The 24572-nt window shown below is 60.6% G+C and carries 21 protein-coding genes and 2 tRNA genes; 2 read left to right on the top strand and 21 right to left on the bottom strand.

Going from position 1 to position 24572, the window contains the following annotated elements; translation table 11 throughout:
- Positions 1 to 748: 748 nt before the first annotated feature.
- From ABEA58_RS13150 to ABEA58_RS13125, 6 genes are all read right to left on the bottom strand, one after another.
- Positions 749 to 1009: a hypothetical protein gene (locus ABEA58_RS13150; protein WP_345552183.1), complete on the bottom strand. Its 261-nt coding sequence runs from the start codon at positions 1007 to 1009 to the stop codon at positions 749 to 751.
- A 149-nt stretch (positions 1010 to 1158) separates the two neighbouring features.
- Positions 1159 to 1464, bottom strand: a complete 306-nt coding sequence (locus ABEA58_RS13145; RefSeq protein ID WP_345552181.1) for a hypothetical protein — start codon at positions 1462 to 1464, stop codon at positions 1159 to 1161.
- A gap of 380 nt (positions 1465 to 1844) precedes the next feature.
- The gene (gene aceF / locus ABEA58_RS13140; RefSeq protein ID WP_345552179.1) at positions 1845 to 3542 is read right to left on the bottom strand and encodes a dihydrolipoyllysine-residue acetyltransferase; all 1698 of its coding nucleotides are present in this window, start codon (positions 3540 to 3542) and stop codon (positions 1845 to 1847) included.
- A 29-nt stretch (positions 3543 to 3571) separates the two neighbouring features.
- Positions 3572 to 6241: a pyruvate dehydrogenase (acetyl-transferring), homodimeric type gene (aceE, locus tag ABEA58_RS13135; protein WP_345552178.1), complete on the bottom strand. Its 2670-nt coding sequence runs from the start codon at positions 6239 to 6241 to the stop codon at positions 3572 to 3574.
- Positions 6242 to 6797: 556 nt separating this feature from the next.
- On the bottom strand, positions 6798 to 8141 hold the full coding sequence (locus ABEA58_RS13130) for an MFS transporter (protein WP_345552176.1): 1344 nt from the start codon (positions 8139 to 8141) through the stop codon (positions 6798 to 6800).
- An 89-nt stretch (positions 8142 to 8230) separates the two neighbouring features.
- Complete coding sequence (locus ABEA58_RS13125; protein WP_345552175.1) at positions 8231 to 10360, bottom strand: TonB-dependent receptor; 2130 nt, start codon at positions 10358 to 10360, stop codon at positions 8231 to 8233.
- Positions 10361 to 10616: 256 nt separating this feature from the next.
- Between ABEA58_RS13125 and ABEA58_RS13120 the strand changes: the two genes are divergently transcribed.
- Complete coding sequence (locus tag ABEA58_RS13120; RefSeq protein WP_345552173.1) at positions 10617 to 11360, top strand: GntR family transcriptional regulator; 744 nt, start codon at positions 10617 to 10619, stop codon at positions 11358 to 11360.
- A gap of 194 nt (positions 11361 to 11554) precedes the next feature.
- On the opposite strand, the gene ABEA58_RS13115 is transcribed toward ABEA58_RS13120, so the two are convergent.
- The 3 genes from ABEA58_RS13115 to ABEA58_RS13105 all read right to left on the bottom strand — a co-directional run bounded on the left by ABEA58_RS13115 (position 11555) and on the right by ABEA58_RS13105 (position 14259).
- A complete protein-coding gene (locus tag ABEA58_RS13115; protein ID WP_345552172.1) occupies positions 11555 to 12658 on the bottom strand; it encodes a phosphoribosylaminoimidazolesuccinocarboxamide synthase in 1104 nt (367 codons plus the stop codon).
- A 144-nt stretch (positions 12659 to 12802) separates the two neighbouring features.
- Complete coding sequence (locus ABEA58_RS13110) at positions 12803 to 13918, bottom strand: AI-2E family transporter (RefSeq protein ID WP_345552170.1); 1116 nt, start codon at positions 13916 to 13918, stop codon at positions 12803 to 12805.
- 20 nt (positions 13919 to 13938) lie between these two features.
- On the bottom strand, positions 13939 to 14259 hold the full coding sequence (locus tag ABEA58_RS13105; protein WP_425563536.1) for a sulfurtransferase TusA family protein: 321 nt from the start codon (positions 14257 to 14259) through the stop codon (positions 13939 to 13941).
- 153 nt (positions 14260 to 14412) lie between these two features.
- Between ABEA58_RS13105 and ABEA58_RS13100 the strand changes: the two genes are divergently transcribed.
- Entirely contained in the window at positions 14413 to 15984 is a 1572-nt protein-coding gene (locus tag ABEA58_RS13100; RefSeq protein ID WP_345552168.1) for a M48 family metalloprotease, read from the top strand.
- 195 nt (positions 15985 to 16179) lie between these two features.
- Here the strand turns inward: ABEA58_RS13100 and nadA are convergent, their stop codons facing one another.
- The 12 genes from nadA to ybgC all read right to left on the bottom strand — a co-directional run bounded on the left by nadA (position 16180) and on the right by ybgC (position 24568).
- On the bottom strand, positions 16180 to 17238 hold the full coding sequence (gene nadA, locus ABEA58_RS13095; RefSeq protein WP_345552166.1) for a quinolinate synthase NadA: 1059 nt from the start codon (positions 17236 to 17238) through the stop codon (positions 16180 to 16182).
- Between the two features lie 271 nt (positions 17239 to 17509).
- Positions 17510 to 17585: transfer RNA gene (locus ABEA58_RS13090), tRNA-Lys, on the bottom strand.
- A 141-nt stretch (positions 17586 to 17726) separates the two neighbouring features.
- A tRNA-Lys gene (locus tag ABEA58_RS13085) sits at positions 17727 to 17802 on the bottom strand.
- A gap of 131 nt (positions 17803 to 17933) precedes the next feature.
- Positions 17934 to 18614, bottom strand: coding sequence for a 7-cyano-7-deazaguanine synthase QueC (gene queC / locus ABEA58_RS13080; protein ID WP_345552164.1), 681 nt, complete (start codon positions 18612 to 18614; stop codon positions 17934 to 17936).
- Between the two features lie 35 nt (positions 18615 to 18649).
- Complete coding sequence (queE, locus tag ABEA58_RS13075) at positions 18650 to 19309, bottom strand: 7-carboxy-7-deazaguanine synthase QueE (RefSeq protein ID WP_345552163.1); 660 nt, start codon at positions 19307 to 19309, stop codon at positions 18650 to 18652.
- Positions 19310 to 19402: 93 nt separating this feature from the next.
- Positions 19403 to 20284: a tetratricopeptide repeat protein gene (locus ABEA58_RS13070; RefSeq protein ID WP_345552161.1), complete on the bottom strand. Its 882-nt coding sequence runs from the start codon at positions 20282 to 20284 to the stop codon at positions 19403 to 19405.
- A 14-nt stretch (positions 20285 to 20298) separates the two neighbouring features.
- Positions 20299 to 20775: a peptidoglycan-associated lipoprotein Pal gene (gene pal, locus ABEA58_RS13065; protein ID WP_345552159.1), complete on the bottom strand. Its 477-nt coding sequence runs from the start codon at positions 20773 to 20775 to the stop codon at positions 20299 to 20301.
- Positions 20776 to 20917: 142 nt separating this feature from the next.
- On the bottom strand, positions 20918 to 22213 hold the full coding sequence (gene tolB / locus ABEA58_RS13060) for a Tol-Pal system beta propeller repeat protein TolB (protein ID WP_345552184.1): 1296 nt from the start codon (positions 22211 to 22213) through the stop codon (positions 20918 to 20920).
- Positions 22213 to 22995: a cell envelope integrity protein TolA gene (tolA, locus tag ABEA58_RS13055; RefSeq protein WP_345552157.1), complete on the bottom strand. Its 783-nt coding sequence runs from the start codon at positions 22993 to 22995 to the stop codon at positions 22213 to 22215. The genes tolB and tolA overlap by 1 nt, the downstream gene beginning before the upstream one ends.
- Before the next feature lie 17 nt (positions 22996 to 23012).
- A complete protein-coding gene (gene tolR / locus ABEA58_RS13050; protein ID WP_345552156.1) occupies positions 23013 to 23453 on the bottom strand; it encodes a protein TolR in 441 nt (146 codons plus the stop codon).
- 18 nt (positions 23454 to 23471) lie between these two features.
- Positions 23472 to 24161 (bottom strand): protein TolQ, encoded by a 690-nt coding sequence (tolQ, locus tag ABEA58_RS13045; protein ID WP_345552155.1) that lies wholly within the window; start codon positions 24159 to 24161, stop codon positions 23472 to 23474.
- Positions 24158 to 24568: a tol-pal system-associated acyl-CoA thioesterase gene (ybgC, locus tag ABEA58_RS13040; RefSeq protein WP_345552154.1), complete on the bottom strand. Its 411-nt coding sequence runs from the start codon at positions 24566 to 24568 to the stop codon at positions 24158 to 24160. Before ybgC ends, tolQ begins: the two co-directional genes overlap by 4 nt.
- Positions 24569 to 24572: the final 4 nt, after the last annotated feature.

Raw genomic sequence — 24572 nt, 5'->3', positions numbered from 1 at the left:
ATTTTTCCCGCCGGGTTTTTCGTTTCTTGCCTGCATATTCAGCTTCAGCGAAGGTCAGCTGGGTCATTTTCTAGGTTCCCGGTTGGAAAACTGTATTTTGCCAGAAATGGGCTATTTTTCAGAGTTGCCCTAGAAAGCTATGGAGCTATAGAGGTATAGAGGTATAGAGGTATAGAGGTATAGAGGTATAGAGGTATAGAGGTATAGAGGTATAGAGGTATAGAGGTATAGAGGTATTAATTCAGCAACACCTGCAGCCAACGAGGCTGTACGCTCTGACGATTGAATCATCCTTGCTGAAAGCCAACAACACAAAACGGTGGCCTATGGGCTCTGAGGCCCAAACGCTAGCCACCCCAACTATTTGGCAGTACTGGAATGAGGCACTTTGCAGCGCAAATTTCCGGCATGGGTAAAGCAGTCGCTCGCAACCGGGCACTCTGTTGCCGGGTCAATTTCCACTGTTCCCTCTGGACAGGAACCGAGCGCTGCCGTCGCCGCTATACACCAGCTGCCAGACATCAGCTGATAACAGCTGCCGCCGTTTAAACCACACTGCCCGGGATAGGACGCTGGCACATCCCCGGCGAGGCACTCCCGTGGAAATGCCGGCACCAGAGCCTGGGGCAGGCTGCGATCGGGATAGCCCGGATATACCGGCTGGCCACTGAGGTCGCCCCAGTAACCATCGAAACTGGTTCCGGTACAAGCGCACAGCATCACGCTGGCAGCCGCCAGCGCCAAAAAGTTATTTCGCATATTTGATACACCGCTTGCCACCGGCAACCTCGAAGCACTGCGCCGAGGAGGGGCAGATAGAACCGGGGGCCAACTCTTCCGCATCCCCGGGGCACCCTTGATAACTGGTCCTCTGTTCGGCGTGCGCCGGCGCCCGCGGGACAGGCTTGCTATAGGGGTACACCACTTCGTTGCGCGGATCATGGGTGCCGCAGGCGGAGAGCATGGTTGCGGCAATGAATGCGGTAAAAAAACTGAGCGTCTTGCGCATGGGTGTGACCTCTGTGGTTAAGCCCTACTGTTACATTCCGCAGTTAAGTGCTGGGGTTAAGCGCTGGGGTTAAGCGCTGTGGGTAAGCGGTGCCAGAAATGCCCTGCATCAGCCGACTCTTCCAGCCGGTAATGGGCAAAAAATGCAGATCAATAAATACGCATGACTGGAAAGAACCAGCAGGCCGGGCCAATACCGTTGATCCCTGGCTCCATGGCACAGTTGCGGCTGGCTAGGGGAGGTGGATTCAGATCAGGCTGAAAATTTCCAACCTCGGCAAAGTCACCGGATGTGCTGTGCTCACTGGAATCAAAGAAAAATGGGTCGTTAGCCTGCTGAGCATCCGTCGCCCCCAGCTCACCCAGCATTTCCGCTGTTTCTGCGGGAAGGAAAAGGCAGCCTTGCAGTATCAGAGCCGAAATTACCGGGACTACTAACATCCCCATGCGCTTCATGTGCAAATACCTCTCGCCTTCAATGCTGCGGGTGTGCCACTGGCCCTATTTTCTGAGTTTAGCTGTCGTGGGAATCTGCCTTGGGCTGGGCAGCGAGATCAGCGCCTAATTCAACCTGTGTGTCCGATGGGCCAAGGCGGCAGCTTTTGCCATCACCGACAATGGCGATTTTTCGCAGCTAAACGGCTGAGGCAGCTAAACCAGCGGATCGGTCATCAGTCAGGGGAGAGACTCAACAATTCGAAAGACCAAGCAGGCAGGGAGCGAAAGCGGCAAAAAAGAGAAAGGGAGCAGAGAGTAAGCCGATTAGCACAAGCGGCTGGATATGGGCAGGAACAAGCAGGAGGCGCGCCGACAAGTGGCGCGCCCCCGGCGTGCTTTTACAGCAACAGCTTGCGCACGTCGCTCAATACACTGACCAGGTAGGTCATGAAACGACCTGCGTCACCGCCATTGACGGCGCGGTGATCGTAGGAGAGCGCCAGTGGCAGCATCTGCCGGGGCACAAACTCCTTGCCGTTCCACAGCGGCTGCACGCTCAGCTTGGACACCCCGAGGATACCCACTTCCGGCGCATTGACGATGGGGGTAAAACCCTTGCCGCCGATGGCACCGAGGCTGGAGATGGTAAAACAGGCGCCCTGCATATCGCGGGGTTTGAGCTTGCCATCGCGGGCGGCCAGGGCCATTGCGCTGGCCTCCTCCGCCAGGTCGTACAGCCCCTTCTTGTCCACATCGCGAATCACCGGGACCATCAGGCCTTTGGGTGTGTCCACCGCCATGCCGATATGCACATAGTCCTTGCGCACAATATGCTCGCCGTCATTGTGCAGCGACACATTGAAGCTGGGCTCGGCGCGCAGTGCCGCCGCGACGGCTTTCAGCAGGAAGGGCACGGGAGTGAGTTTCACTCCGCGCTTTTCCGCCTCGGCCTTCATGGACTTGCGGAATTCCTCCAGCTCGGTGATATCCGCGTCGTCGAACTGGGTCACGTGGGGCACATTGAGCCAGTTGCGCGCCATATTGGCGGCGGTGAGCTTGTGAATCTTGCTCATGGGCTCGGTGCGAATCGGGCCAAACTGGCTGAAGTCGATCTCGGGCATCTTGGCAATGCCGGTGGTGCCGATGCCCACAGAGCCGCTCTCGGCCTTCTTCACCTGTTCTTTGACGTAGGCGTGCAGGTCGTCCTTGGTGACCCGGTTGCGCGGGCCACTGGGCTTCACCTTGCTGAGGGTCACCCCCAGTTCGCGAGCCAGCTTGCGCACCGCCGGACCGGCGTACACCTCGGCAGAGACCCTGAGGTCGCGTTCAAGGGCGTGATCTTTCTGCGGCGCCGCCGGCGGCTCTTCAGAAGCACTGGAGATCGACGAACTGGCAACCGGAGCGCTGGATTCGATTCGGCTGGATTCAGCTTGGCCGCTGGCCTCTTCAACAGGTTTGCTGTCGGCCTTCTGCGGCGCAGCTTTTGCGCCGCCGGCACTTTTCAGCACGCCCAGCTGGTCGCCGGTGGAGACCTTGTCGCCCTCCTTCACGTCGATTGACACCACGGTGCCGGCGAACGGCGCCGGTACGTCCATGGAAGCTTTGTCGCCCTCGACGACGATCAGGGAGTCGCCTTCGGCGACTTCATCGCCCGGCTGTACGCTGATCTCGATCACATCCACGGCATCGGCGCCGCCGAGATCGGGCACCTGCACCGCCAGCTCTTGTGCCGCCGCACCGGCGGGCGCCGGGGTATCGCTGTCTGCGCTGGCACTTTCAGCCTCGCTGGAAGGTGCCTGTTCGGCGGCGACCTCCTGCTCGGGCGCTGCGGCCGGCTCCGGCGTATCGGCTGCAGCGGCGTCGGTTTCAATCTCTGCGATCACATCGCCCTCGGAGACTTTGTCCCCTACCGCGACCGAGATACTGAGAATCTTGCCCGCCATCGGCGCCGGCACATCCATGGAGGCCTTGTCGCCCTCCACCACAATCAGTGCATCCTCGGCGGCGACGGTGTCGCCAACAGAGACAGAAATCTCAATGACATCGACCTGATCGGCGCCGCCGAGATCAGGCACTTTAATGACTTCTTTTGCCATGCTTTTTTGCCTTCCTTATACAGCGAGCCTCAAACCAGGCGCGGGTTGACTTTTTCCGGGTCGATATTCAGCTGCTTGATCGCGTCGGCGACCTCACTGGCATCGATCACACCCTGTTTGGCCAGGCCTGTCAGCGCGGCGATGGTCACGTAGTTGCGGTCCACCTCGAAGAAGCGGCGCAGCTGCTCACGGCTGTCACTGCGGCCGAAACCGTCTGTGCCAAGCGCAATCATGTCGCCATCGATAAATTCGCGCAGCGGCTCCACATAGGAGCGAATGTAGTCGGTGGAAATAATCACCGGGGTTTCGTTGCCCGCGAACTGCTCACTGAGCCAGGCTTTGCGGGGCGCTTCGGTCGGGTGCAGCATATTCCAGCGCGCCACGTCCTGGCCTTCGCGGGCCGCCTCGGTGGCGGAGGTGAGGTTCCACACTTCGGAGGTCACGCCAAACTTGTCGGCGAGGATATCCGCCGCCGCCAGCACTTCGCGCAGGATCGAGCCGGCACCCACCAGCTGAACGTGCCTGCTGGACGCCTTGCCCTTGCCGGGCTTGCGGGAATTGCTGTCGAGCTTGTAGATGCCGCGGATAATGCCTTCTTCCACACCCTGCGGCATTTCTGGCTGCAGGTAGTTTTCGTTCTCGACCGTCACGTAGTAGAAGAGGTTCTTCTGCTCTTCGTACATTTCCTTGAGACCCTGGCGCAGGATCACCGCCAGGTCGTAACCGTAGGCGGGGTCGTAGCTCTTGCAGTTGGGAATGGTCGCAGACAGCACGTGGCTGTGGCCGTCCTGGTGCTGCAGGCCTTCACCGTTCAGGGTTGTGCGGCCGGCGGTGGCGCCGATCAGGAAACCGCGCGCCTGCATGTCGCCCGCCGCCCAGGCCAGATCGCCGATGCGCTGGAAGCCGAACATGGAGTAGTAGATGTAGAAAGGCACCATCGGCACGCCGTGGTTGCTGTAGGCGGTGGCCAGTGCCATCCAGGCGGACATGGCGCCGGCCTCGTTGATGCCCTCTTCCAGCACCTGACCTTTCTTGTCTTCCTTGTAATACATGATCTGGCCGTGGTCGACCGGAGTGTATTTCTGCCCCTGGGAGGAATAGATGCCCAGCTGGCGGAACAGGCCTTCCATGCCAAAGGTGCGGGCTTCGTCGGGGACGATGGGGGCAATGTTCTTGCCCATTTTCTTGTCTTTGACCAGCACCGACAGGGCGCGCACGAAGGCCATGGTGGTGGATATTTCGCGGTCGCCGGAGCCCTTGGTCAGTGCGCTGAAGGCATCCAGTTGCGGGATTTCCAGCTTTGCCACCTCGCTCGGACGCGACGGCACCGGTCCGCCCAGAGCCTTGCGGCGCTCGGCCAGATATTTCATTTCCGGGCTGTCCGGAGACGGGCGGTAGTAGGGAACCTCTTCGATTTCCTTGTCGGTAATCGGGATGGCAAAGCGGTCGCGGAAGCGTTTCAGCGCTTCGGTGTCCATCTTCTTGACGTTGTGGGTATCCATCGCCGCTTCGCCGGCGGCACCCAGGCCGTAGCCTTTTACCGTCTGCGCCAGGATCACGGTGGGCTTGCCCTTGCTCGCCATCGCCTCGGCGTAGGCGGCATAAACTTTGTAGGGGTCGTGGCCACCGCGGTTCAGCTTCATGATCTCGTCGTCGGACATGTCCTTGACCATCTCGAGCAGCTCCGGGTATTTGCCGAAGAAATGCTCGCGGGTGTAGGCGCCGCCGTTGGCCTTGAAGTTCTGCATCTCGCCATCGACCACTTCGTCCATGACTTTCTGCAGCAGGCCCTTGTCGTCTTTTTCCAACAAGGGGTCCCACAGGCGGCCCCACAGGACCTTGATGACATTCCAGCCGGCACCGCGGAACACGCCTTCCAGCTCCTGCACGATCTTGCCGTTGCCGCGCACCGGGCCATCCAGGCGCTGCAGGTTGCAGTTGACCACGAACACCAGATTCTCCAGGTTTTCGCGGCCCGCCATGGAGATCGCGCCCAGGGTTTCCGGCTCGTCGCACTCACCGTCACCGAGGAATGCCCACACCTTGCGATCACCGCGCGGCGACAGGCCGCGGGCGGACAGGTAGCGCATGATATGCGCCTGGTAGATCGCCTGGATGGGGCCGAGGCCCATGGAAACAGTGGGGAACTGCCAGTAGTCCGGCATCAGCCACGGGTGCGGATAAGAGGACAGCCCCTTGCCGTTCACTTCGCGACGGAAGTTGTCCAGCTGCTCTTCATCAAAGCGGCCTTCCAGATAGGAGCGGGCATAAATACCCGGCGCGCTGTGGCCTTGGAAGAAGATCAGGTCACCGCGCTCTTCCCCTTCGTTACCGCGGAAGAAGTAGTTGAAGCCCACATCGTAGAGGGTGGCGGCAGAGGAGAAGCTGGCGATGTGGCCGCCCAGGCTGTCGCTGTTGGAATTTGCACGCACCACCATGGCCAGCGCATTCCAGCGAATCAGCGAGCGAATGCGGCGTTCCATAAACAGGTCGCCGGGCATGCGCTTTTCCGCCTGCGGCGGGATGGTGTTGCGGTAGGGGGTGGTAATCGCCGCGGGCAGTTCCACACCAATATTGGTGGCGCGGTCGGTCAGCTGCTTGAGCAGGAAAGCGGCGCGCTCCTTGCCACTGAAGCGAATCACCGCCTGCAGCGCATCCAGCCATTCCTGCGTTTCCTGATTGTCAGTTTCTTCGTGCATTAAATGCTCCTCGGCGATTTAGCGACGTCGAGTCGTTGAGTGGAATTCAGTGCTTGGCGTTCGGGCAAAAAACTGCTCGGGCAAAGTGCAGCTCGAGAAAGTGCAGCCCGAGAAAGTGCAGCCCGAGAAAGTACAGCGCGGGCAGAGCCCCACTCCATTTTTTGGTATTTCCCGCCAATTTGCCGCCCAGTTTGGCGTAAATGCGACCGTTGCAATAACGCTGCCGCAAGGCGATCGGGGTGGAGGTTGGGTGTCTGCCGCCGGTATTTCTGCTGTTACAACGAGTCCGGAAACGGCGATGATCGCGACAGATCAAAGTGGCCGCCCGGTCGCTCATGGACCAAAGCGGGACGGATTGTAGTATTACTACAAAAAATTTTCTAGGTAGAACAATTAGTAACAACTAAAACCAAATCGCAAAACAAATATTTGATAAAAAGCGGTTTCAGCAGAGCAATATGCGGAAAAAAGGCGGCACTCAGGAAAAATATATAGTCCAGACTTCGCCTTTCGGTCAAGCTGCCCGCGGTCGCCGCGGGCATCCGACCTCGGGGGACTAGCCAGCCACCGCGCCAGCGGCCAGGCGGCGCTGAATAATGTCGTGACGGCGACGGTTGAGGGGAAAGCGCCACGCCAGAGCGGCGGCGGCGAGCATAATCAATGCGGGCAACCAGCTGACCAGGCCATGCAGTGCCGCCCAGGCCATCCCTTCATTGGCACCGCCCTCGCTGAATCCGGCCCAGTCCAGTAGCGGAAAGGTGACACCGATGGCCAGCGCCAGCGCGGTTTTGTTGATCAGCTGCAGAATGGCCATATACAGACCGGTATCGGCCGTGCCGGTTTTCAGGCGCGCATAATCCAGAGTGTCGGCAACAATCGCCGGCGGGAACACCAGTATCGGTGCCGTCACCACGCCGAGGTAGAGAAACAATGCCAGCGCGTGATTGAAGTTGCCCGCTTCCAGCACGGAAAATCCGATCAGCCCCAGCGCAGTTGCCACCAGGCAAAGCGCGTAGGTGATGTGTTTGCCGAGCTGACGGGACACCCGCACCCACAGCGGCACACACAGAATGGCGACGATATGCTTGATAAACACCAGCAGCAGGAACTTCTTGCCGAGCCCCAGCGCGGAAATCATGAAGAGCTGAATCACCGAGAGGTACATGCCGTAGGCGAACTGGACCGTAAAATAAGCGCTACCGATGGCAACAAAAGGCCTGTTGCTCCATAGCACCTTCAGCAGTTGTTTCAACCCGAGCCGCTGGGGCGCAGGCGCGAGACTGCGATCGGGGGTTTTCCAGGTGGCCATCAGCACGGTCAGCGGAAACACCAGCAGGAACATGCCGCACATCAGCCCCAGTATTTCGCGCTTGCTGGCACCGCCCTCGCCGACTAAGAACATCGGTACTCCCAATACCGCCGTGGTGCCAATCATCGAGGCCACTTCACGAAACCCGGCGATACGGGTGCGCTGCTGATAATTCTGACTGAGTTCCACCCCCCAGGACTGATAGGGAATCATCACCATGGTCCACACCGGATAAAACAGCAGAATCATCACCAGCAGATACACGGCCGTGGCACCGGCGGGCGGCTGGAAAAACAGCCAGGCCATCAGCATCAGCAGCGGCGCGGAGCACAAGATCCACACTTTGCGCCGCCCAAGCGAGAACTGCCAGCGGTCGCACAGCCTGCCCACCAGAGGATCCGTCACCGCATCCCAGAAGCGGGCGACCAGAAACAGCAGCCCGACGGTAGTCAGGCTGAGTCCCACCTCGGTGGCATACATGGGTGGCAAAAAAATAATCAGCGGGGTGAACACCACACTGAGAGGCGCGGCCATGCTCGCATAGGCCGCCACAGATACGAATCCGGACTTATCCGATACTTCTCGTTGCATACACCCACTCACCCAACAAATGAGAAAAATCACCGGGGCGAAGCCCGGTGACAGGACTTGGATTTCCGTTAAAAACCGTCAGGCAAGGTTTAGAAACGGTAATCCACCACCGCCTTGATCATCCGCGGTGACGCCGCATAAACGGCTTCGAAGCTGCTGAAGGTGAAGCCGGTGTAGTGGTAGGCCTTGTCGCCGAGGTTGGTGCCGAAGAGGCCGACACTCCAGCGGTCATCCGCATCGGTGAATTTGACGAAGCCATTGAACAGGTCGAGGCTCGGCACTTCCACCAGGGCACTGGTGGACGCACCTGGCTGCACTTCGGAAGTGTGCTGGTAGTCCAGCCCCCACAGCAGCTCGCCGGCGGCGAAACTGAAGCTGTGCTCTACACCGATAGAGGCATTCACCTCGGGGGTACCGGGCAGTTCGGAATCCAGGGTTACACCACTAACGTTATCCGCCAGCTCTTTGTAGGCGCCCCAGGCGGTTGCGTAATTGGCCACCACATACAGCCGGTCGGTGGCCATATAGGTCAGCTCCACCTCGATACCGTCCACCTCGGCTTCCGCCGCGTTCTGAATCACCGTGCCGCCACCGGGGTTGAGTGAATTCAGCTGCAGGTCCTCGAACTGATTCATAAAGTAATTGGCGTTCAGGCGCAGGCGGTTCTGCAGCCACTCGGACTTGATGCCCGCCTCATAGGTCCATACCTGTTCGGCGTCGTAGAGAACCTCCTGGTCCCCGGCATTCAGTGCGCGGCCCTGGAAGCCACCGGCCTTGAAGCCCTTGGCGACCGATGCATAAATCAGCATCTCGTCGGTGGCCTGCACATCGATGCCCAGCTTGGGGGTTACATCATCGAAGGTTTCGCTGAGGCGGTTAGATCCATTCTCGAAAAGCATATTGCTGTTAGTAGTGCCATCAAACTGCTTGTCGTCGCGGGTGTAGCGCAGCCCCAGGGTCAGATCCACTATCTCGGAAGCATGTAAAGTGGCTTGCCCGAACAGGGCCTGAGAGTCGGTTTCCACCGTGTAATCCTGGGTACTCAAGATAGGACCGAGTGCATTTGTCGTCAGCGAATCGCTCTCCTCCCGCAAGAGGTAGACGCCGGCGATCCAGTCCACACGCTCGGCAAAGGCGCTGCCGAGCAGCTGCAGTTCCTGGGAAATCTGGCTGCTGTCCACCTCAGTATCGATGTACCAGCTGTTACGCCCGGAAATATCGATCAGGTTGTCATTTTCCACATTGCGGTAAGCGGTAACCGAGCGCAGGGTGATATCACCAAGCTCCCAGCTCAGGTTGGCGCTGGCACCGTACTGATCGGCGCGGGCGAATTGCGGCAGGTTAGAACCTGTAGAGTAAAAGTCACCATTAAAATAAGGTTGTCCGGTTTCCGCATCCATGGGTGTGATATAGGAAGCTTCACCGTCATCGGTAAAGTAATAGGCACTCAGGTCCGCGGTAAAACCATCCTGCACAGTGCGGCTCAGTGACGTGCGCACACCACCGTATTCGCGCGCATTCAGGTCCGACTCAATTTTTGCCTCTGATTCCATATCGCGGCGGGTGATATATCCGCCCTGCTCGAAGTACATGGCGCTGACGCCCGCGGCCCAGTCACTGCTCAGGGGAGCAGAAGCGGAAATCCTTACGCCCTTGTTATCCAGCTCCCCGGCGCTGAGGCTCAGGTCAAAGTCCTGCTCGCCCGTTGGCTTGCGGGTCACCACCTTGATCGCACCGGTGGTGGAGTTGCGCCCGTACAGAGACCCCTGAGGTCCGCGCAGCACTTCGATGCGCTCGATATCGTAAAGACCGATATTGGCACCGTTGGAGCGCGCCACATACACATCATCAATATACAGGCCGACAGCGGATTCCGCCGTGGGCTGACTGCTCTCCCCCTGCCCCAGACCGCGCATAAAGATACGCGTGTTGGTGGGGCTGCCGGATGCGGGGGTGGTCAGCAGGTTGGGTACCGCCCTGCCCAGGTCCTCCACGGCACTGATCTGGCGGCTTTCCAGCGCTGCGGAATCCAGCGCGGTGACCGCAATCGGCACAGACTGCAGACTTTCTTCGCGCTTGCGCGCGGTAACCACCACCTCTTCCAGTGAGGTTGCGCTGCGGCCCTGGTCCTGCTGGGCGTATGCAGTGCCCACGGCACCGAGCTGCAGTGCGGCGATAACGAGCGCCAGGGGCTTCTTGATAATGGAGGGATTACTCATGCCTGCCTCTTTTATTGTTTTTCAGATAAATGACGACGAGAGATAACAGTAACCGCTACTCAACCGCTACTGCCGTTACACGCCGATCCGGGCTTGGAACATTGCCTTGACCCATTGAGATTACCAAAGCATTTGACCTAATGTACAGACCTATAGACATTTAGTAAGATGGCCAGCAGGGATAGCTGTAGTTTCAGCTTAAAGATCGGCTTAAAAATTTGGCACAGCGGTAAAAATGCACCACCAAGGAGCGAGTGTGGAGACCAGCAAACTACCGATTTACCACCGTATTTACCTGCTGCTGCTGCAACGGATCAATGACGGTGTTTACCCCGCCGATGTGAAAATGCCCGGCGAGCTGGCACTGGCGAAAGAATTCTCGGTGGCGCGCGCCACCGTGCGCGCGGCGCTCGCGCGACTGGAAATGGAAAACCGGCTGGCACGTAAACCGGGTATGGGCACCTTTCCCCTGCCCCAGCGCCGGCAGGCGACGCCCAAACGCGCCCCGCTGGCGGTGGAAGATGTCGAGCTGGAAACCGCGCTGCTGCAGTCGGAATGGGTGATCCCCCCCGCCCGCATCCGGCAACAGTTGACCCTTGGCGAGGGAGAAAAGGTGATGCGATTAAAGCGCCTGTGCCTGCATCAGCAATCGCCTTTCTGCCTGGTTACGCTGTTTGTGCCGGAAAAAGTTGCCGCAACCCTGAAGAGTGAAAGACTGGAAGACACGCCGGTTTTTTTCTGCCTGCAGGAGCTGGGGTATCAGCCCAGCTTCGCCGAGCAGACGCTTTCCGCACGACTCGCCGACGGCGAAGTCAGCAGACTGCTGGGCATTCCCGAGGGAGCCGCGACCATCGTTTACACCAACCGGGTTCTGAACAATGAGAAGGCCCCGCTTGTGGTGCAACAGAGCCTGTTCAACCCCGCACGCTACGAATACCTGCTGTCACAAGACCTGCAACTGACCAATGACCTGCCCCACTGGCGCCCTATTACAGATTAAACCGCCAGGAGGCGTTTGATTCCCAGCTGCCAAACAATGATTTGAGACTGCGCTGTTGCGCTGCTCGGAGAACAGAAAGCAGAAAGTAAAAAAGCACAAAGCCGACGCTAGCGCCGGCTTTGTGCTTTTTTATTTTTCAATCCCACTTTTACAGCCTTGCTTTTAAAGCCTGACGGTACAGTGCGAAGCCGCCGTCAATCGACCAGGGCGTAATCCCGCTTCAGCACCTCAAGCAGCTCCGCCTTGGGGTTATCGGAAATGACCAGTTTGTGGCCGAGGATTTTCTCGGCAATGGCGATATAAGTTTCGGACAGTTCCATCAACATGGCGGCCGGCAGGACATTGTCGCGGGCCAGCGCCAGTCGCTCATCCATGCGGTCCTTGTTCAGCAGAATATCCGGGTCCGGGAAGTGGCTCAGCAGCGCCTGGCGGAATCCCTCCTTGGACTTTTCCACCACCTCGCCCTGGCGGTAGGCCTCGCCATCCCAGATCCGCGAGGAATCGGGGGTACCCACTTCGTCCATGTAGATCAGCTTTTCCGCTCCACTGGCATCGGTGACGTAACCGAACTCGAACTTGGTGTCGACAAAGATCTGGTCCAGCTTGGCCAGCTCGTCGGAGATCAGGTCAAAGCCCTCCTTCAGCAGTTTTTCATACTGATCGATATCCGTCCTGCTGCGGAAATTGAACGCTGCGAAGTTGTTCTCGAGGTCGGCGCGGGTGATGTTGACATCATCCGCTTCCGGCACGCCGGGAATCCCGCGCAGAATCCCCTTGGTTGAAGGAGTGATCAGCAGTTCCGGCAGCTTCTGGTCTTTGCTCAGCCCATCGGGCAGGCGGATGCCACAGAAGTCGCGCTCGCCCTTGCTGTAAGCGCGCCACATAGAACCGGTAATGTACTGCCGCGCAATAGCCTCCACCATGACCGGGCGCGCCTTCTGCACGATCCATACCAGCGGGTGGGGGATATCCAGGATGTGGCTGTCCGCCAGTCCCCGCTCCTTGAAGCGCTTAAACCAGTGATTGGCGATGGCGTTCAGCGCCGCGCCCTTGCCCGGCACCCCCTGCAGGCCACCCTCGCCACGCCAGATGCAGTCAAAAGCGGAAATACGATCGGAGATCACCATCACCGCCAGCGGCGCATCCTCCGCCACGGGATAGCCCTTTTCCCGAATCAGGCGGCGACTGTCGGCTTCGGTCAGCCAGTAGACAGAGCGCACCTTACCGCTGTGAATCGGCTTATCGGTGCGGATCGGTAGATCGTTGTTCACCGCCAGTACTTTTTCAGCAAGGCTCATGGATGGATTCCTGTGAGGTTCAGATAGGATGCGGCGCCTGGCCCCGCGCAGCGGAAAAACAGGCGCGGAATTCTAGCAAAGCGACCGAAGCTCAGACAGGGGGCAGCGGGGCTCCCAGCAAAGAATAGCCCCGGCGCGCCCGCTTCAGTCCTGATCGAGGGGCGAAGCCATTCCCTGTTCGATGGCTTCCCGCGCCTGCCACTCGGCCTGATGCTCACTGGTGGGCCAGGCGTTTATGATCGCCTTCAGCAGGGTGGCCAGGGGAATGGCGAAGAAGACGCCCCAGAAACCCCAGATGCCGCCAAACACCAGCACGGCCATGATGATCGCCACCGGGTGCAGGTTCACCGCCTCGGAAAACAGCAGCGGCACCAGTACATTGCCATCGAGCAGCTGAATAAAGCCGTAGGCCAGCATCAGATAGAGAAACTCGCTGCTCCAGCCCCACTGGAACAGGCCGATGGCGGCCACCGGGATCGTCACCACGGCGGCGCCGATATAGGGAATCAGCACACTGAGGCCCACGGCGACGGCCAGCAGCAGGGCGTAATTCACCCCCAGAATCAAGAAAGCGGCGTAACTCACCAGCGCCACAATGGCGATTTCGATCACCTTGCCGCGCACGTAGTTGGCGATCTGGTCGTTCATCTCGTGCCAGATCTGGCGCAGCATGGGGCGGCGGTTGGGCAGGAAGGAGGAACACCAGTTGATCAGCTTGTCGGTGTCCTTGAGAAAAAAGAACACCAGTATCGGCACCACCACCACGTAGATTAGAAGCGATGCCAGAATGGGCAGATTGGTCAGGGAGAAGGTCAACAGGGTTTGCCCCACAGTGCCCAGCTCGCTGCCGAGGGTGTCAAAGATCTCCTGAATCTGTGCCGCCGAGATCAGACGCGGGAATCGCTCCGGCAGCAGCAGCAGCAGGTTCTGCCCCTGCTCCACCATGTTGGGCAGCTCCGCGAAAAGTCGCACCAGCTGGCGCCAGATCAGCGGCATCACCACCAGCAGCAGCGCCACCGCGGTGCCCACCAGCACCAGGCAGGCGACAGTTACCGACAACCAGTGCGGCAGCTTCCACGCCACCAGGCGCTGAACCATGCCCTGCAGCAGAAAGGCGATGATGATCGCCGCGAGCACCGGTGCCAGCACCTCCCCGAGGGTGGCGAGCACCAGAAGGGCCGCCAACAGGAGCAGGGAAAGAAGCACCACTTCTTCCTGACTGAAGTACCGGTTAACCCAGTTTCTGACGATATTGAGCATAACTTCCGCGTTCTCGCCTGTTATTTTCTGGCCGTCAGCCAGTAGCAGTAATGGTCATCGCGCGCCTCCGCCCGCAGCAGGGGTGTGCCGCTCAGTTGCGCAAAGCTGTGGAAATCCCGCCAGGAGCCGGCATCCGTCGCCAGTACCCGGATCACGGCACCCGGCGGCTGCTCGCGCAGAGCGCGACGCATCAGCAGCAGCGGCTGCGGGCAGGGCAGCTGTCGCGCATCCACCGTCACATCTGCGCTGACATCTACGCAAGTGTCATCGGCGTGCGCATCAGCCGCAGACAAAGTCTCGCCCTGATTATCGGCCAGGCCTGGCCCAGAATTATCGGTCATAATCTCTCCGCTGCGGCGGATTATAGCGCGACTCCCCGGTGAAAATCGCCGCCCGCGACGCAGCCGAAAACCTCGCCAACACCCTCTTCGCGAACCTTTTCCCGCCCTCCCGGTCAAAACCTCGACAGTCTCCCGAGGTTACGTATAGTGTTAATGAGCAGCCTCAGCAGCCGCTTCAAAACCACCGACCGAGCAGTACACGCCATGCGCCACAACCCCAAATTTTCCCAGCGGCAGCCTCTTCGACGCTCATTGCGCCGGCTTGTTCAATCAGAACTGGTTGCAACTCTGTTTGCCGTGGGCCTGGGAATGCTGATTGTGGCCGCGCCGGCAGTTGCGGTGTCCGACAACAGCCAGATCCGCCTGCCGGAACTGGGGGACTCCAGCAGCGGCTTGGTTTCCCACGGCCGCGAAAAGGAACTGGGGCAGATGTGGCTGCGCATGTTTCGCAGCCAGGTGCGCACTTCCAACGACGCCCTGCTGCAGCAATATGTTGAAGACACCCTCAAGGGGCTGGCGCAACACGCCCCGCTGGAGGACAAAACCCTCGACGTCGTGGTGGTGAAGAACGACACCATGAACGCCTTTGCGGTGCCCGGCGGCGTGGTCGGCGTGCATACCGGCCTGTTTCTTTTCGCGGAGAACGAAGACCAGTTCGCCTCGGTGCTCGCCCACGAACTGGCGCACCTCAGCCAGCGTCATTACGCCCGCACCCTGGAAGCACAGCGCAACAGCACCCTCCCCACCCTTGCCGGCATGCTCGGCGCCCTGGTGCTGGCGGCGACCGCCGGCGGCGATGCCGGTATCGCCGCCATGACCGCCACCCAGGCCGCGGCGCTGGACAGCCAGCTGCGCTTCTCGCGCCAGAACGAACAGGAAGCGGACCGGGTCGGCATCGACACCCTGGCCAAGGCCGGCAAAGACCCGGAGGCCGCCGGCGAGATGTTCGAGCAGATGCTGAAGGCGACGCGCTACTATCGGCGGCCGCCGGAATTCCTGCTCACCCACCCCGTTACGGAAAAGCGCATCGCCGACGCCAAGCTGCGCGCCAGCCGCATGCCGGACGTACATAACTCAGACAACCGTGAATACCACCTGATGCGCGCCCGCATCCGTGTGGCCGCCGAATCCACCCCACAGCAGGCGGTAAAGCGCTTCCAGGCGGAGCTGCGCGGCATCAACGACAACGAGGACGCCTCGCGCTACGGTCTGGCGCTGGCCCAGGTGGCGGCGGGCAAGCCCGACGAAGCCCTCGAAACCCTGCAGCCCCTGCTGGAGCGGGAGCCGGATAAAGCGGCCTTTGTGCTGGCGCGAGCCGATGTCGACCTGGCGCGGGAAGACTACACCAGCGCCACCCGCCGCCTGGACAAGGCCCTCAGCCGCAACCCCGGCGACCACGCCCTGACCATGGGACTGGCCAACGCGCACTTCAAGGCCGGCAATTACCTGGCCGCCGAGCGCATTCTGGAGCGGCACAGCCGCGTGCGCCGCAAGGACCCGGCGGTGTGGTACCTGCTGGCAGAAACCCACGGCCTAGCCGGCGATATCGTCGGTGTGCACGAGGCCCGCGCCGAGTACTACATACTCAATGGCGTATTCGACAAGGCAGCGCAGCACCTGCGCCACGGCGTGCGCCTGGCCCAGAACGACTACCAGATGCACGCTATCCTGCAGCAGCGCCTCAAAGATGTGCTGAAGATGCAACAGGACATCAAGGAGCTTTGAGGCTTGCGAGGCTCCGCAGCACCTGAGGCCCTGCCCCCCCGCTCTCGCAATACCCCTCTGGCGGAACCCGTCAGAAAACAGAAAGGCCGGCAATATGCCGGCCTTTCTGTTGTTGGGGACTGAGGGACTGTTATTGCTGTCGCGGCAGCTCGTCAGTGACTGATTACTGCGCTTTACGCTTCCAACAGCCAGCGGTCAGTCCAGGGGCTTGCGGAAATCCAGCATGCGCTGCAGCGGCTTCATGGCGCGCTTGCCCAGCTCGGGGTCGACCAGTATCTCGTTGTCGCCGCGCTCGAGCACACCGCAGAGGTTTTCCAGCGAGTTCATCGCCATCCACGGGCAGTTGGCGCAGCTGCGACAGGTTGCGCCCGCGCCGGCGGTGGGCGCCACAATCAGCTCCTTGTCAGGACACTGCTGCTGCATCTTGTAGAAAATGCCCTGGTCGGTGGCGACGATAAAGCGCTTCTCCGGGCGGGTCTTGGCCGCATTGATGATCTGCGAGGTGGAACCCACCACGTCCGCCAGCTCCACCACCGCCGCGGGGGATTCGGGGTGCACCAGCACCACCGCGTCCAGGTACAGCGCCTTGAGTTCCGCCACCCCCTTGGCCTTGAATTCCTCGTGCACGATGCAGGAGCCGTTCCAGAGCAACACGTCGGCGCCGGTTTCACGCTGCACATAGCTGCCCAGATGCTTGTCAGGGGCCCAGAGGATTTTCTCCCCCTGCGCGTCGAGATGATCGACCACATCGAGAGCGATGCTGGAAGTCACCACCCAGTCGGCGCGGGCCTTCACTGCGGCGGAGGTATTGGCATACACCACCACGGTGCGGTCCGGGTGCGCATCGCAGAAGGCGGAAAACTCTTCCGGGGGGCAGCCCAGGTCCAGAGAGCAAGTGGCCTCGAGGGTGGGCATCAGCACGCGCTTGTGGGGCGTGAGAATTTTGGCCGTCTCCCCCATAAATTTCACGCCGGCCACGATCAGCGTATCGGCCTGATGCTCGGCGCCGAAGCGGGCCATTTCCAGGGAATCGGAAACGCAGCCACCGGTCTCCTCGGCCAGCGCCTGAATCAGGGGGTCGGTGTAGTAGTGAGCGACCAGCACCGCGTTCTGCTCCACCAGCAGCTGCTTGATGCGCTCGCGCCAATGCTGCAGTTCCTCGGCGCTGTACTGATGCGCCCCAGGCTCAGCCAGATGGGACTGCACCAGCGTGCGGGGATCGGGGGACTCTGCGGAAATCAGCTTCTGACTCATGGCTACCTGTGAACAGCAGAAAAACGCGCATTATAGCGCGGACGGCGGTCGGACTCCTTGGCCGCAAACTTTAACCGAAACCTGACCGCAACTTTTGCGTCGCCGCTTTACATTCCTGTGTGACGACAGTGGCGACGGAGGCGCAGCGTTACCGAAGCAAAGCCGCGGGCAGAGCGCGCAGTGTCCCGGCAGGGCCAGAGTCCGGCCAAAGAGTCCGGCCCAAAAGAATCCGGCGAAAAAAAAGGGCCGCTTTCGGCGGCCCTCAGGAATATGGTGGGTCGTGCTGGATTCGAACCAGCGACCAATTGGTTAAAAGCCAACTGCTCTACCAACTGAGCTAACGACCCGAAAGCGGTGCGTATGTTACTGATCTGCGGCAGAAAAACAATTGTATTCTGCCCTGTTGCCGGCGGCCTTGAGCGCTTCGGCAACAGCTCTTGCAATTGTTTGCAACGAAAAGGGCCGCCAACCGGCGGCCCTTTGCAATATGGTGGGTCGTGCTGGATTCGAACCAGCGACCAATTGGTTAAAAGCCAACTGCTCTACCAACTGAGCTAACGACCCTGAAATTCCCCACCGAGCAGAGCCTCGATGTGAGGAGCTGCGTATCTTACGGATCTATTTCCGAAAAACAATACCTGGCGGCAAAAAAATCCAGCGTTTTGAAGGGCTTAGGCCCAAGGCCGACAGCCCCCTCAAGCTCCGGCGTAGACTGTCGGGTCCGCCAGACCGGCTTCGGCAAAGCCCGCCGCCCGCAGGCGACAGCTGTCACAGCGGCCACAGGCCGCGCCGCGCTCGTCGGCCTGATAGCAGGACACTGTTAAACTGTAGTCCACTCCAAGCTCGGTTCCCCGGCGAACGATATCCGCCTTGCTCATATGCATCAGCGGCGCCCGGATGTGCAGGCGGTGCCCCTCCACCCCGGCGCGGGTGGCCAGGTTGGCCATGCGCTCGAAGGCCTCGATATACTCGGGCCGGCAGTCCGGGTAGCCGGAGTAGTCCACCGCATTGACGCCGACGAAGATGTCCTGTGAACCGAGCACCTCCGCCCAGCCGAGAGCGATCGACAGAAAGACGGTGTTGCGGGCGGGCACATAGGTAACGGGGATGCCCTCGGGGGCATCCTCGGGAACAGCGATACTGTCGTCGGTGAGGGCGGAGCCGCCTATCGAGCGCAGATCGAGGCGCACCACCTTGTGCTCCACCGCGCCAGCGGCACTGGCCACACGCTCTGCTGCGGCAAGTTCGGAACGGTGGCGCTGGCCGTAATCAAAGCCCAGCGCATAACACTCGAAGCCCTGCTCGCGGGCCATGGCCAGTACGGTGGCGGAATCCAGCCCTCCGGAAAGAAGCACCACGGCTTTTTTCGCTGTCATTGCGTTTCCCCTGTTCCTGATCCGGCACCGGAGGACTACACCCCCGGCACGTCACCCCACAACAACTTGTGCAGCTGCAGCTGCATGCGCACCTGCAAACCATCGGCGAGAATCCACTCCGCCAGCTGGCGCGGCTGCAACTGTTCATAACTGGGGGAAAAGAGCACTTCTCCCACCCGTTCACCGAGATTGTACTGATCCACAGTAAAGCGCGACCACTCGTAGTCCGCGCGATCACAAATCACGAACTTCACCTGGTCCCGCTCGCTCAGCGCGGCGATATTCTCCATGCGGTTGCGGTGCTGCTCGCCGGAAGCCGGCGTCTTCAGGTCGACCACCCGGGAAACCCGGCTGTCCACCGCCTCCACAGGCATTGCGCCACTGGTTTCGAGCGAGACCCGGTAACCGGCATCACAGAGCGCTTTCATCAAAGGCAGGCAATTGGGCTGGGCCAGTGGTTCACCGCCGGTGACGCACACATAGCGGGCGGGATAGCTGCGCACCTTGTCGAGAATGGCCGCCAGCGTCATGCGCTCGCCGCCGTAGAAGGCGTACTCGGAGTCGCAGTAGGTGCAGCGCAGCGGGCAGCCGGTGAGGCGCACGAATACCGTGGGCAGGCCGGACTCGCGGGCCTCCCCCTGCAGGGAGTAGAAAATTTCGCTGATGCGGAGAGATTCCGCGGTCAAATCAGTCATGTTCATCACAAATAAAAACGCCCGGACGGGGCAAACCGTCCGGGCGCGGGATCATAGAGCTTTCATGCTCAAAAAACCAGCGGCCGCTCCGGGCTAGAAATTGTCCTCAAGATATTTCTTGGCGAGACCGGATGCGCGGGCTCCACTGTCAGCAACCTGCTGCAGCAGCTCGCGGGCACGCTCGTCATCGCCCAGCTGGTGATAGACAGTGCCGAGCTTGTAGCGGCCGTCCCAGACCTTGGTGGAATTGGGGTAGCCATCGAGGAGGGCCACAAACCACTGGCGCGCCTCTTCCAGGTTGCCCTGCACCAGCGCAATCTCGCCCAGCCAGTAATTGGCGTTGGGGGCGTACTGGCCATTGGGGAAGTCGTTCAGCAGGCGCTTGAATGCAACGCGGGCACCGTCGTAATCGCCGTTGCGGGCGAGGCCAAAGCTGGACTGGTAGCGCTCGCGTTCATCGGCACTGGCCTCGGGGGTGAGCGGGGCCTGCGCCAGGGCGGAGCCTTCGCTTTCGCCGCCATTCACAGCGTCACCGCTCACACCGGCACCTTCCGCACCCGAGCCATCGGTGGGTGCCGCGGATGGCGCCTCGCCACTCAGGCGCGCTATGCGCCGGTCCAGGTCCATGTAGTCGTCGGTGCGCTGCTGCTTGAGGCGCTTGACCTCATGAGTCAGCTCCTCGACGGCGCCACGCAGCTCCAGAACCTCCTGCTGGAGGACCTGCATCTGATAGTAAGCCTCAGCCTGTGCATTCCCTCCCTGCTGGCGGGATGGCTGCGAGCCTGCGCGGGCGAGCTGATTCTCTGCCAGGGTGGCTTCGGAATAGGGAGGCTGAGGGTATGCGGGCGCCGACTGCTGGCTGCTCTGCTCGGCGTTACCACCGGAGAGGTCCACAATCGGCGCCTGCGAGAATACGGGCGATGCCGCAGCCACAACGGCTGCGGCGATCGCGACTTTTCCTAGGGATAAAGTCATCGGCAAAAATGCGCTTACTTAACGATCACTACGCGGCGGTTCTGGGCGCGCGCGCTTTCGTTGGAGCCCATTACGGCCGGACGCTCTTCACCGTAGCTGATCACTTCCATGCTGCCGGCGTCTACGCCCTGCAGTACCAGGAAATCACGCACGGCGTTGGCGCGACGCTCGCCCAGGGCCAGGTTGTATTCGCGGGTGCCCAGCTCGTCGGCGTGGCCTTCGAGGCGAACGCTGTCGCTGGTACCGCGCAGACGATCGGCGTGCTGAAGCAGCAGGTCGCGGGTTTCAGCGCGCAGCAGGGACTTGTCGAAATCGAAGTAAACGACGTTGTCCAGAGGAGTAACGGTTTCCTGAACCGGGGTTTCAACAACCGGCTGGGTCGGCTCGACGATCTGCTGCTGGGCAGTGTCGTCGGTGTCGGTGCTGGAACAGCCAGCCAGTACTACCATTGCGCAAGCCAGTCCGAGACCGGTTTTAACTGATTTAAACATAAGCAACTCCGCTTTTTTTGTGTTATCGAGAAAATCTGAAAGTGTTTTGTCTATTGGTTTAAGACTACTTTGAAACCCGCTATTACCGTAACCCGCTATTACCCACTTGCCGCCACCGAGCATCGGGTCGGGCACCCCCCTGTCAATCGAAGTAGGGCGACCAGGCCGGCTCGCGCACATCACCCCGCTGGGATGGAAGGTTGTACTTCACCCCGGCATCCAGCGATACCGCTGCCAGAATGCCCCGGTCCCCGCGCTTGGTGGCATACATCAGCATGGCGCCGTTAGGCGCAATACTGGGGGATTCGTCCAGAGTGGTCTCCGTGAGGAGTCGCATCTGGCCGGTCTTGATATCCATCGTAGCAATCGTAAACACCCCCCTGCTACGGTGCACCATGACCAGCGTCTTCCCATCGGGCGACACACGCGATCTCGCATTGTAGTCGCCGTCGAAGGTTAAGCGGTCAACTTGACCGGTGGCAAGGGTCAATTGGTAAATTTGTGGCTTACCTCCCCTGTCGGAAGTGAAAACCAGAGACTTGCCGTCCGGCATCCAGTTGGGTTCGGTATCGATGGCGAAGTGCCGGGTCATGCGCGTGAAGCGCCCGGTGCTGAGATCCAGCACATAGATTTCCGGGTTGCCGTCCTTGGAGAGGACCATGGCCATCTTGCTGCCATCCGGCGACCAGACCGGCGAACTGTTGATGCCTTTGAAGTTTGTCAGCTGCTGGCGGGCACCGGTGCGCAGGTTCTCGCGAAAGATGGCCGGGCGGCCGGTCTCAAAGGAAACATACGCCACCTCCTGCCCGTCCGGTGACCAGGTCGGGGACATCACCGGCTGATCAAAGCGCCGGATGGGCCGAGATCGCGCGCCATCAATATCCGCCCGCATCAATTCGTAAACCGGGCGCCCGCCCTGACTGCCCTCGCGCACGTAAACCATTTCGGTGGAGAAGGCGCCGCGAATACCGGTGATCGCCTCGAAGACCTCGTCCGCCGCTTTGTGGGCGATGTCCCGCAACTGCTCGGCGCCACCACTCACCTGCTTGGTGAATGTCTTGCTCTGGCCAAAGACATTGGTGAGGTCGAATGTCAGCAGATAGCCGTTGCCCTGGGGCTGAATACGGCCGGTAACCACATACTCGGTGCCGAGGATGCGCCAGTCCCGGAACACCACCTCATCCGCCGATTTGGGAAAGGACAGCATGTCCTCCTGCGGCACCGGCGCAAACAGCCCGCTGCGGCGCAGGTCGGCGGAGATAATCCCGGCCACATCCTCCGCCAGCACACCGCTGCCGGACCAGCTGAACGGCGCCACGGCAATCGGGGTCGGGTCCGGGTTGCCCCGGGTGATTTCCACCACCATCTGCGCCTGAGCCGCAGCCGCCAGCAGGCAGTTGAGGACAATCACAGATAGCAGGGTCTTCAGTTTGTTCATCATTGGCGCAGGCCTTCAACTCTGAATATCAATTGGGTATTGCGCACTTCGCGCTCGAACAGGGCCGGCTCCGCCCGAGCCAGCTCCGCCACCTCAGGGAACACCTCCACCTTGCGAACGGCGTTGAGTACCGAGCGATCCAGTGCGGCGTTGCCACTGCTCTTGGTAATGTTAGAGGCCACCACGCGGCCGGTGGGCACAAAGCTGATGCGCACCTCGGTGACCATGCCATTGCGGGCGCTGGGCGGCTGGCTCCAGACCGACTCGATGCGCTGCTGAATCGCCTGCGCCAGCGACATCACCGCCTGAGTGCTCTCGCGGGCATCGAGCAGCTCCTCCTCGTCTTCCAGCGCCTCTTCAAAGGCGCTCTGGCGCTGCTGCTCCAGTTGTTCCTCGCGCTCTTTGTCCTTGCGCTCCTTCTCCTTTCTGGCCTGCTCCTCGGCGGCCTTGCGCTTGCGTTCGGCCTCGGCCTTTTTGCGCTGCTCGGCCTCGCGCTTCTTCTTGCGCTCCAGCGCCGCGCGCCGTTCCGCTTGCGCCTTGGCCTCACGCTGACGCTGCAGCTTCTGCTGCTGCCGGCGCTCGATCAGGTCCACCGTGGGCGGGGCCTTCTTTTTCTTCACCGTGGCGTCAACGGTAACCAGCTTCGCCTGCACAAACTTGGGCATGCTCTTGCGAGGCGGCTCCTGTGTCGCCTCCCAGCCGAAAGCCAGCACACCGATCAGCAGTGCATGCAGCAGCACACTGATGATGACCGGCAATGCGTACGAACTGGCATTATTCATAATGGACTGGCGCCACTTTATGGCTGCGACTGCTGCGGCGGCTCGGTCACGAGGCCGACACTGGGGGCCCCGGCCTGCTGCAGCTGCGTCATGGCGCCGACGATCAACCCGTATCTGGCGTCGGTGTCGCCCCACACCAGCACCGGCGTCTTGGGTTTCTGCCGCAGCACCTTGGCAACCGTCTCGCGAATCTCGGCCAGGGGCTTGGCCACCTGCTCATCCTCGCCCAGATTCAGGTAATAAGTGCCATCGGCGCGCACCGAAATAATCAGCGGTTCGTCATCCGTATCCTCCATCGGCGACGAAGGCGCATCGGGCAGATCCACCTTCACCCCCTGCATCAGTAGCGGCGCTGTCACCATAAATACGATCAGCAACACCAGCATGACATCGATGTAGGGGACGACATTGATCTCCGAGACCAGTTTGCGCTTGCCGCCTTTGCGAAAAACACTCATGACAATCGTCCGCTGGTGTTAGCTGGAATGCACTTTGCGGTGCAGGATGGAGGAGAACTCCTCGGCAAATGTCTCGTAGCCGGACAGCAGTGTCTCGGCCTTGGCGGAATAACGGTTGTAGGCCATCACCGCCGGAATCGCCGCGAACAGCCCCATGGCCGTGGCCACCAGTGCCTCACTGATACCCGGCGCCACGGTGGCAATGGTGGCCTGGTGCATGGTCGCTAGGCTGCGGAAGGAATTCATGATGCCCCAGACGGTGCCGAACAGACCGATATACGGGCTCACCGAGCCGACGCTGGCCAGAAACGGCAGGTTCATTTCCACATTTTCCTGCTCCCGCGACATGGCCACACGCATGGCGCGCTCGGTGCCCTCCATCACCGCCTCGGGGCTGCTGCGCCCCTGCTGGCGCAGCCGGGTGAACTCGGTGAAGCCGGCGCGAAACAGCGACTCGACGCCATCCACCCGGCCTTTCTCGGCGCGGGCATTGCCATCCCGGAAAAGCTGGTTGAGGTCCGCGCCGGACCAGAAGCGCCGCTCGAAGTTGACCAGGGCGCGCTTGGCCCGGGACAGATAGAGGCCGCGCTGGATAATCATGACCCAGGAGATAACCGAGGCCAGAAGCAGGATCAACATCACCAACTGCACCAGCAGACTGGCGTTCTGAATCAGCCCCCACAGGGAAAGTTGTTCACCGGCATTCATGGTTGGATTGCTGCCTTTAATGCTGAATAGATGGATTCTGGTAGCGCGCAGGGCTTGCGAGTGTCGTCCGCGACACAGGCGACTTTGACAACACCCTGGCAGATGATTTCATTACCGCGGAAAATATTTTGTTCGAAGGTCACCGCTGCGCGGCCCAGTTTGCCAATCGCCGCGGTTACTCTCAAGGCGTCGTCCAGCAGTGCCGAGCGGCGGTAGTGAATTTCCGCCGAATGCACCACCAGCAGCAGGCCCTGTTGCGGCATGGCGGGCTTATCATAGCCGAGGGCGCGCACGAATTCTGTGCGCGCCCGTTCCATGTACTTCAAATAATTCACGTAATACACGATCCCGCCCGCGTCCGTATCTTCGATATAGACACGAACGGGAAGACTGAAAGGCTCTGTCACGCCG

Source organism: Microbulbifer aestuariivivens, assembly GCF_039545115.1.
In the GTDB taxonomy this organism is placed as follows: domain Bacteria; phylum Pseudomonadota; class Gammaproteobacteria; order Pseudomonadales; family Cellvibrionaceae; genus Microbulbifer; species Microbulbifer aestuariivivens.
The sequence above is the reverse complement of the archived record's forward strand: the minus strand, read 5'-3'. Positions and strand labels throughout refer to the sequence as shown.

What these genes read in the sequence shown, in the direction of transcription:
- ABEA58_RS13150 (WP_345552183.1), bottom strand. Translation starts at nt 1,009, where the DNA reads ATGCGCAAGACGCTCAGTTTTTTTACCGCATTCATTGCCGCAACCATG.
- ABEA58_RS13145 (WP_345552181.1), bottom strand. Translation starts at nt 1,464, where the DNA reads ATGAAGCGCATGGGGATGTTAGTAGTCCCGGTAATTTCGGCTCTGATA.
- aceF (WP_345552179.1), bottom strand. Translation starts at nt 3,542, where the DNA reads ATGGCAAAAGAAGTCATTAAAGTGCCTGATCTCGGCGGCGCCGATCAG.
- aceE (WP_345552178.1), bottom strand. Translation starts at nt 6,241, where the DNA reads ATGCACGAAGAAACTGACAATCAGGAAACGCAGGAATGGCTGGATGCG.
- ABEA58_RS13130 (WP_345552176.1), bottom strand. Translation starts at nt 8,141, where the DNA reads ATGCAACGAGAAGTATCGGATAAGTCCGGATTCGTATCTGTGGCGGCC.
- ABEA58_RS13125 (WP_345552175.1), bottom strand. Translation starts at nt 10,360, where the DNA reads ATGAGTAATCCCTCCATTATCAAGAAGCCCCTGGCGCTCGTTATCGCC.
- ABEA58_RS13115 (WP_345552172.1), bottom strand. Translation starts at nt 12,658, where the DNA reads ATGAGCCTTGCTGAAAAAGTACTGGCGGTGAACAACGATCTACCGATC.
- ABEA58_RS13110 (WP_345552170.1), bottom strand. Translation starts at nt 13,918, where the DNA reads ATGCTCAATATCGTCAGAAACTGGGTTAACCGGTACTTCAGTCAGGAA.
- ABEA58_RS13105 (WP_425563536.1), bottom strand. Translation starts at nt 14,259, where the DNA reads ATGACCGATAATTCTGGGCCAGGCCTGGCCGATAATCAGGGCGAGACT.
- ABEA58_RS13100 (WP_345552168.1), top strand. Translation starts at nt 14,413, where the DNA reads ATGAGCAGCCTCAGCAGCCGCTTCAAAACCACCGACCGAGCAGTACAC.
- nadA (WP_345552166.1), bottom strand. Translation starts at nt 17,238, where the DNA reads ATGAGTCAGAAGCTGATTTCCGCAGAGTCCCCCGATCCCCGCACGCTG.
- queC (WP_345552164.1), bottom strand. Translation starts at nt 18,614, where the DNA reads ATGACAGCGAAAAAAGCCGTGGTGCTTCTTTCCGGAGGGCTGGATTCC.
- queE (WP_345552163.1), bottom strand. Translation starts at nt 19,309, where the DNA reads ATGACTGATTTGACCGCGGAATCTCTCCGCATCAGCGAAATTTTCTAC.
- ABEA58_RS13070 (WP_345552161.1), bottom strand. Translation starts at nt 20,284, where the DNA reads ATGACTTTATCCCTAGGAAAAGTCGCGATCGCCGCAGCCGTTGTGGCT.
- pal (WP_345552159.1), bottom strand. Translation starts at nt 20,775, where the DNA reads ATGTTTAAATCAGTTAAAACCGGTCTCGGACTGGCTTGCGCAATGGTA.
- tolB (WP_345552184.1), bottom strand. Translation starts at nt 22,213, where the DNA reads ATGAACAAACTGAAGACCCTGCTATCTGTGATTGTCCTCAACTGCCTG.
- tolA (WP_345552157.1), bottom strand. Translation starts at nt 22,995, where the DNA reads ATGAATAATGCCAGTTCGTACGCATTGCCGGTCATCATCAGTGTGCTG.
- tolR (WP_345552156.1), bottom strand. Translation starts at nt 23,453, where the DNA reads ATGAGTGTTTTTCGCAAAGGCGGCAAGCGCAAACTGGTCTCGGAGATC.
- tolQ (WP_345552155.1), bottom strand. Translation starts at nt 24,161, where the DNA reads ATGAATGCCGGTGAACAACTTTCCCTGTGGGGGCTGATTCAGAACGCC.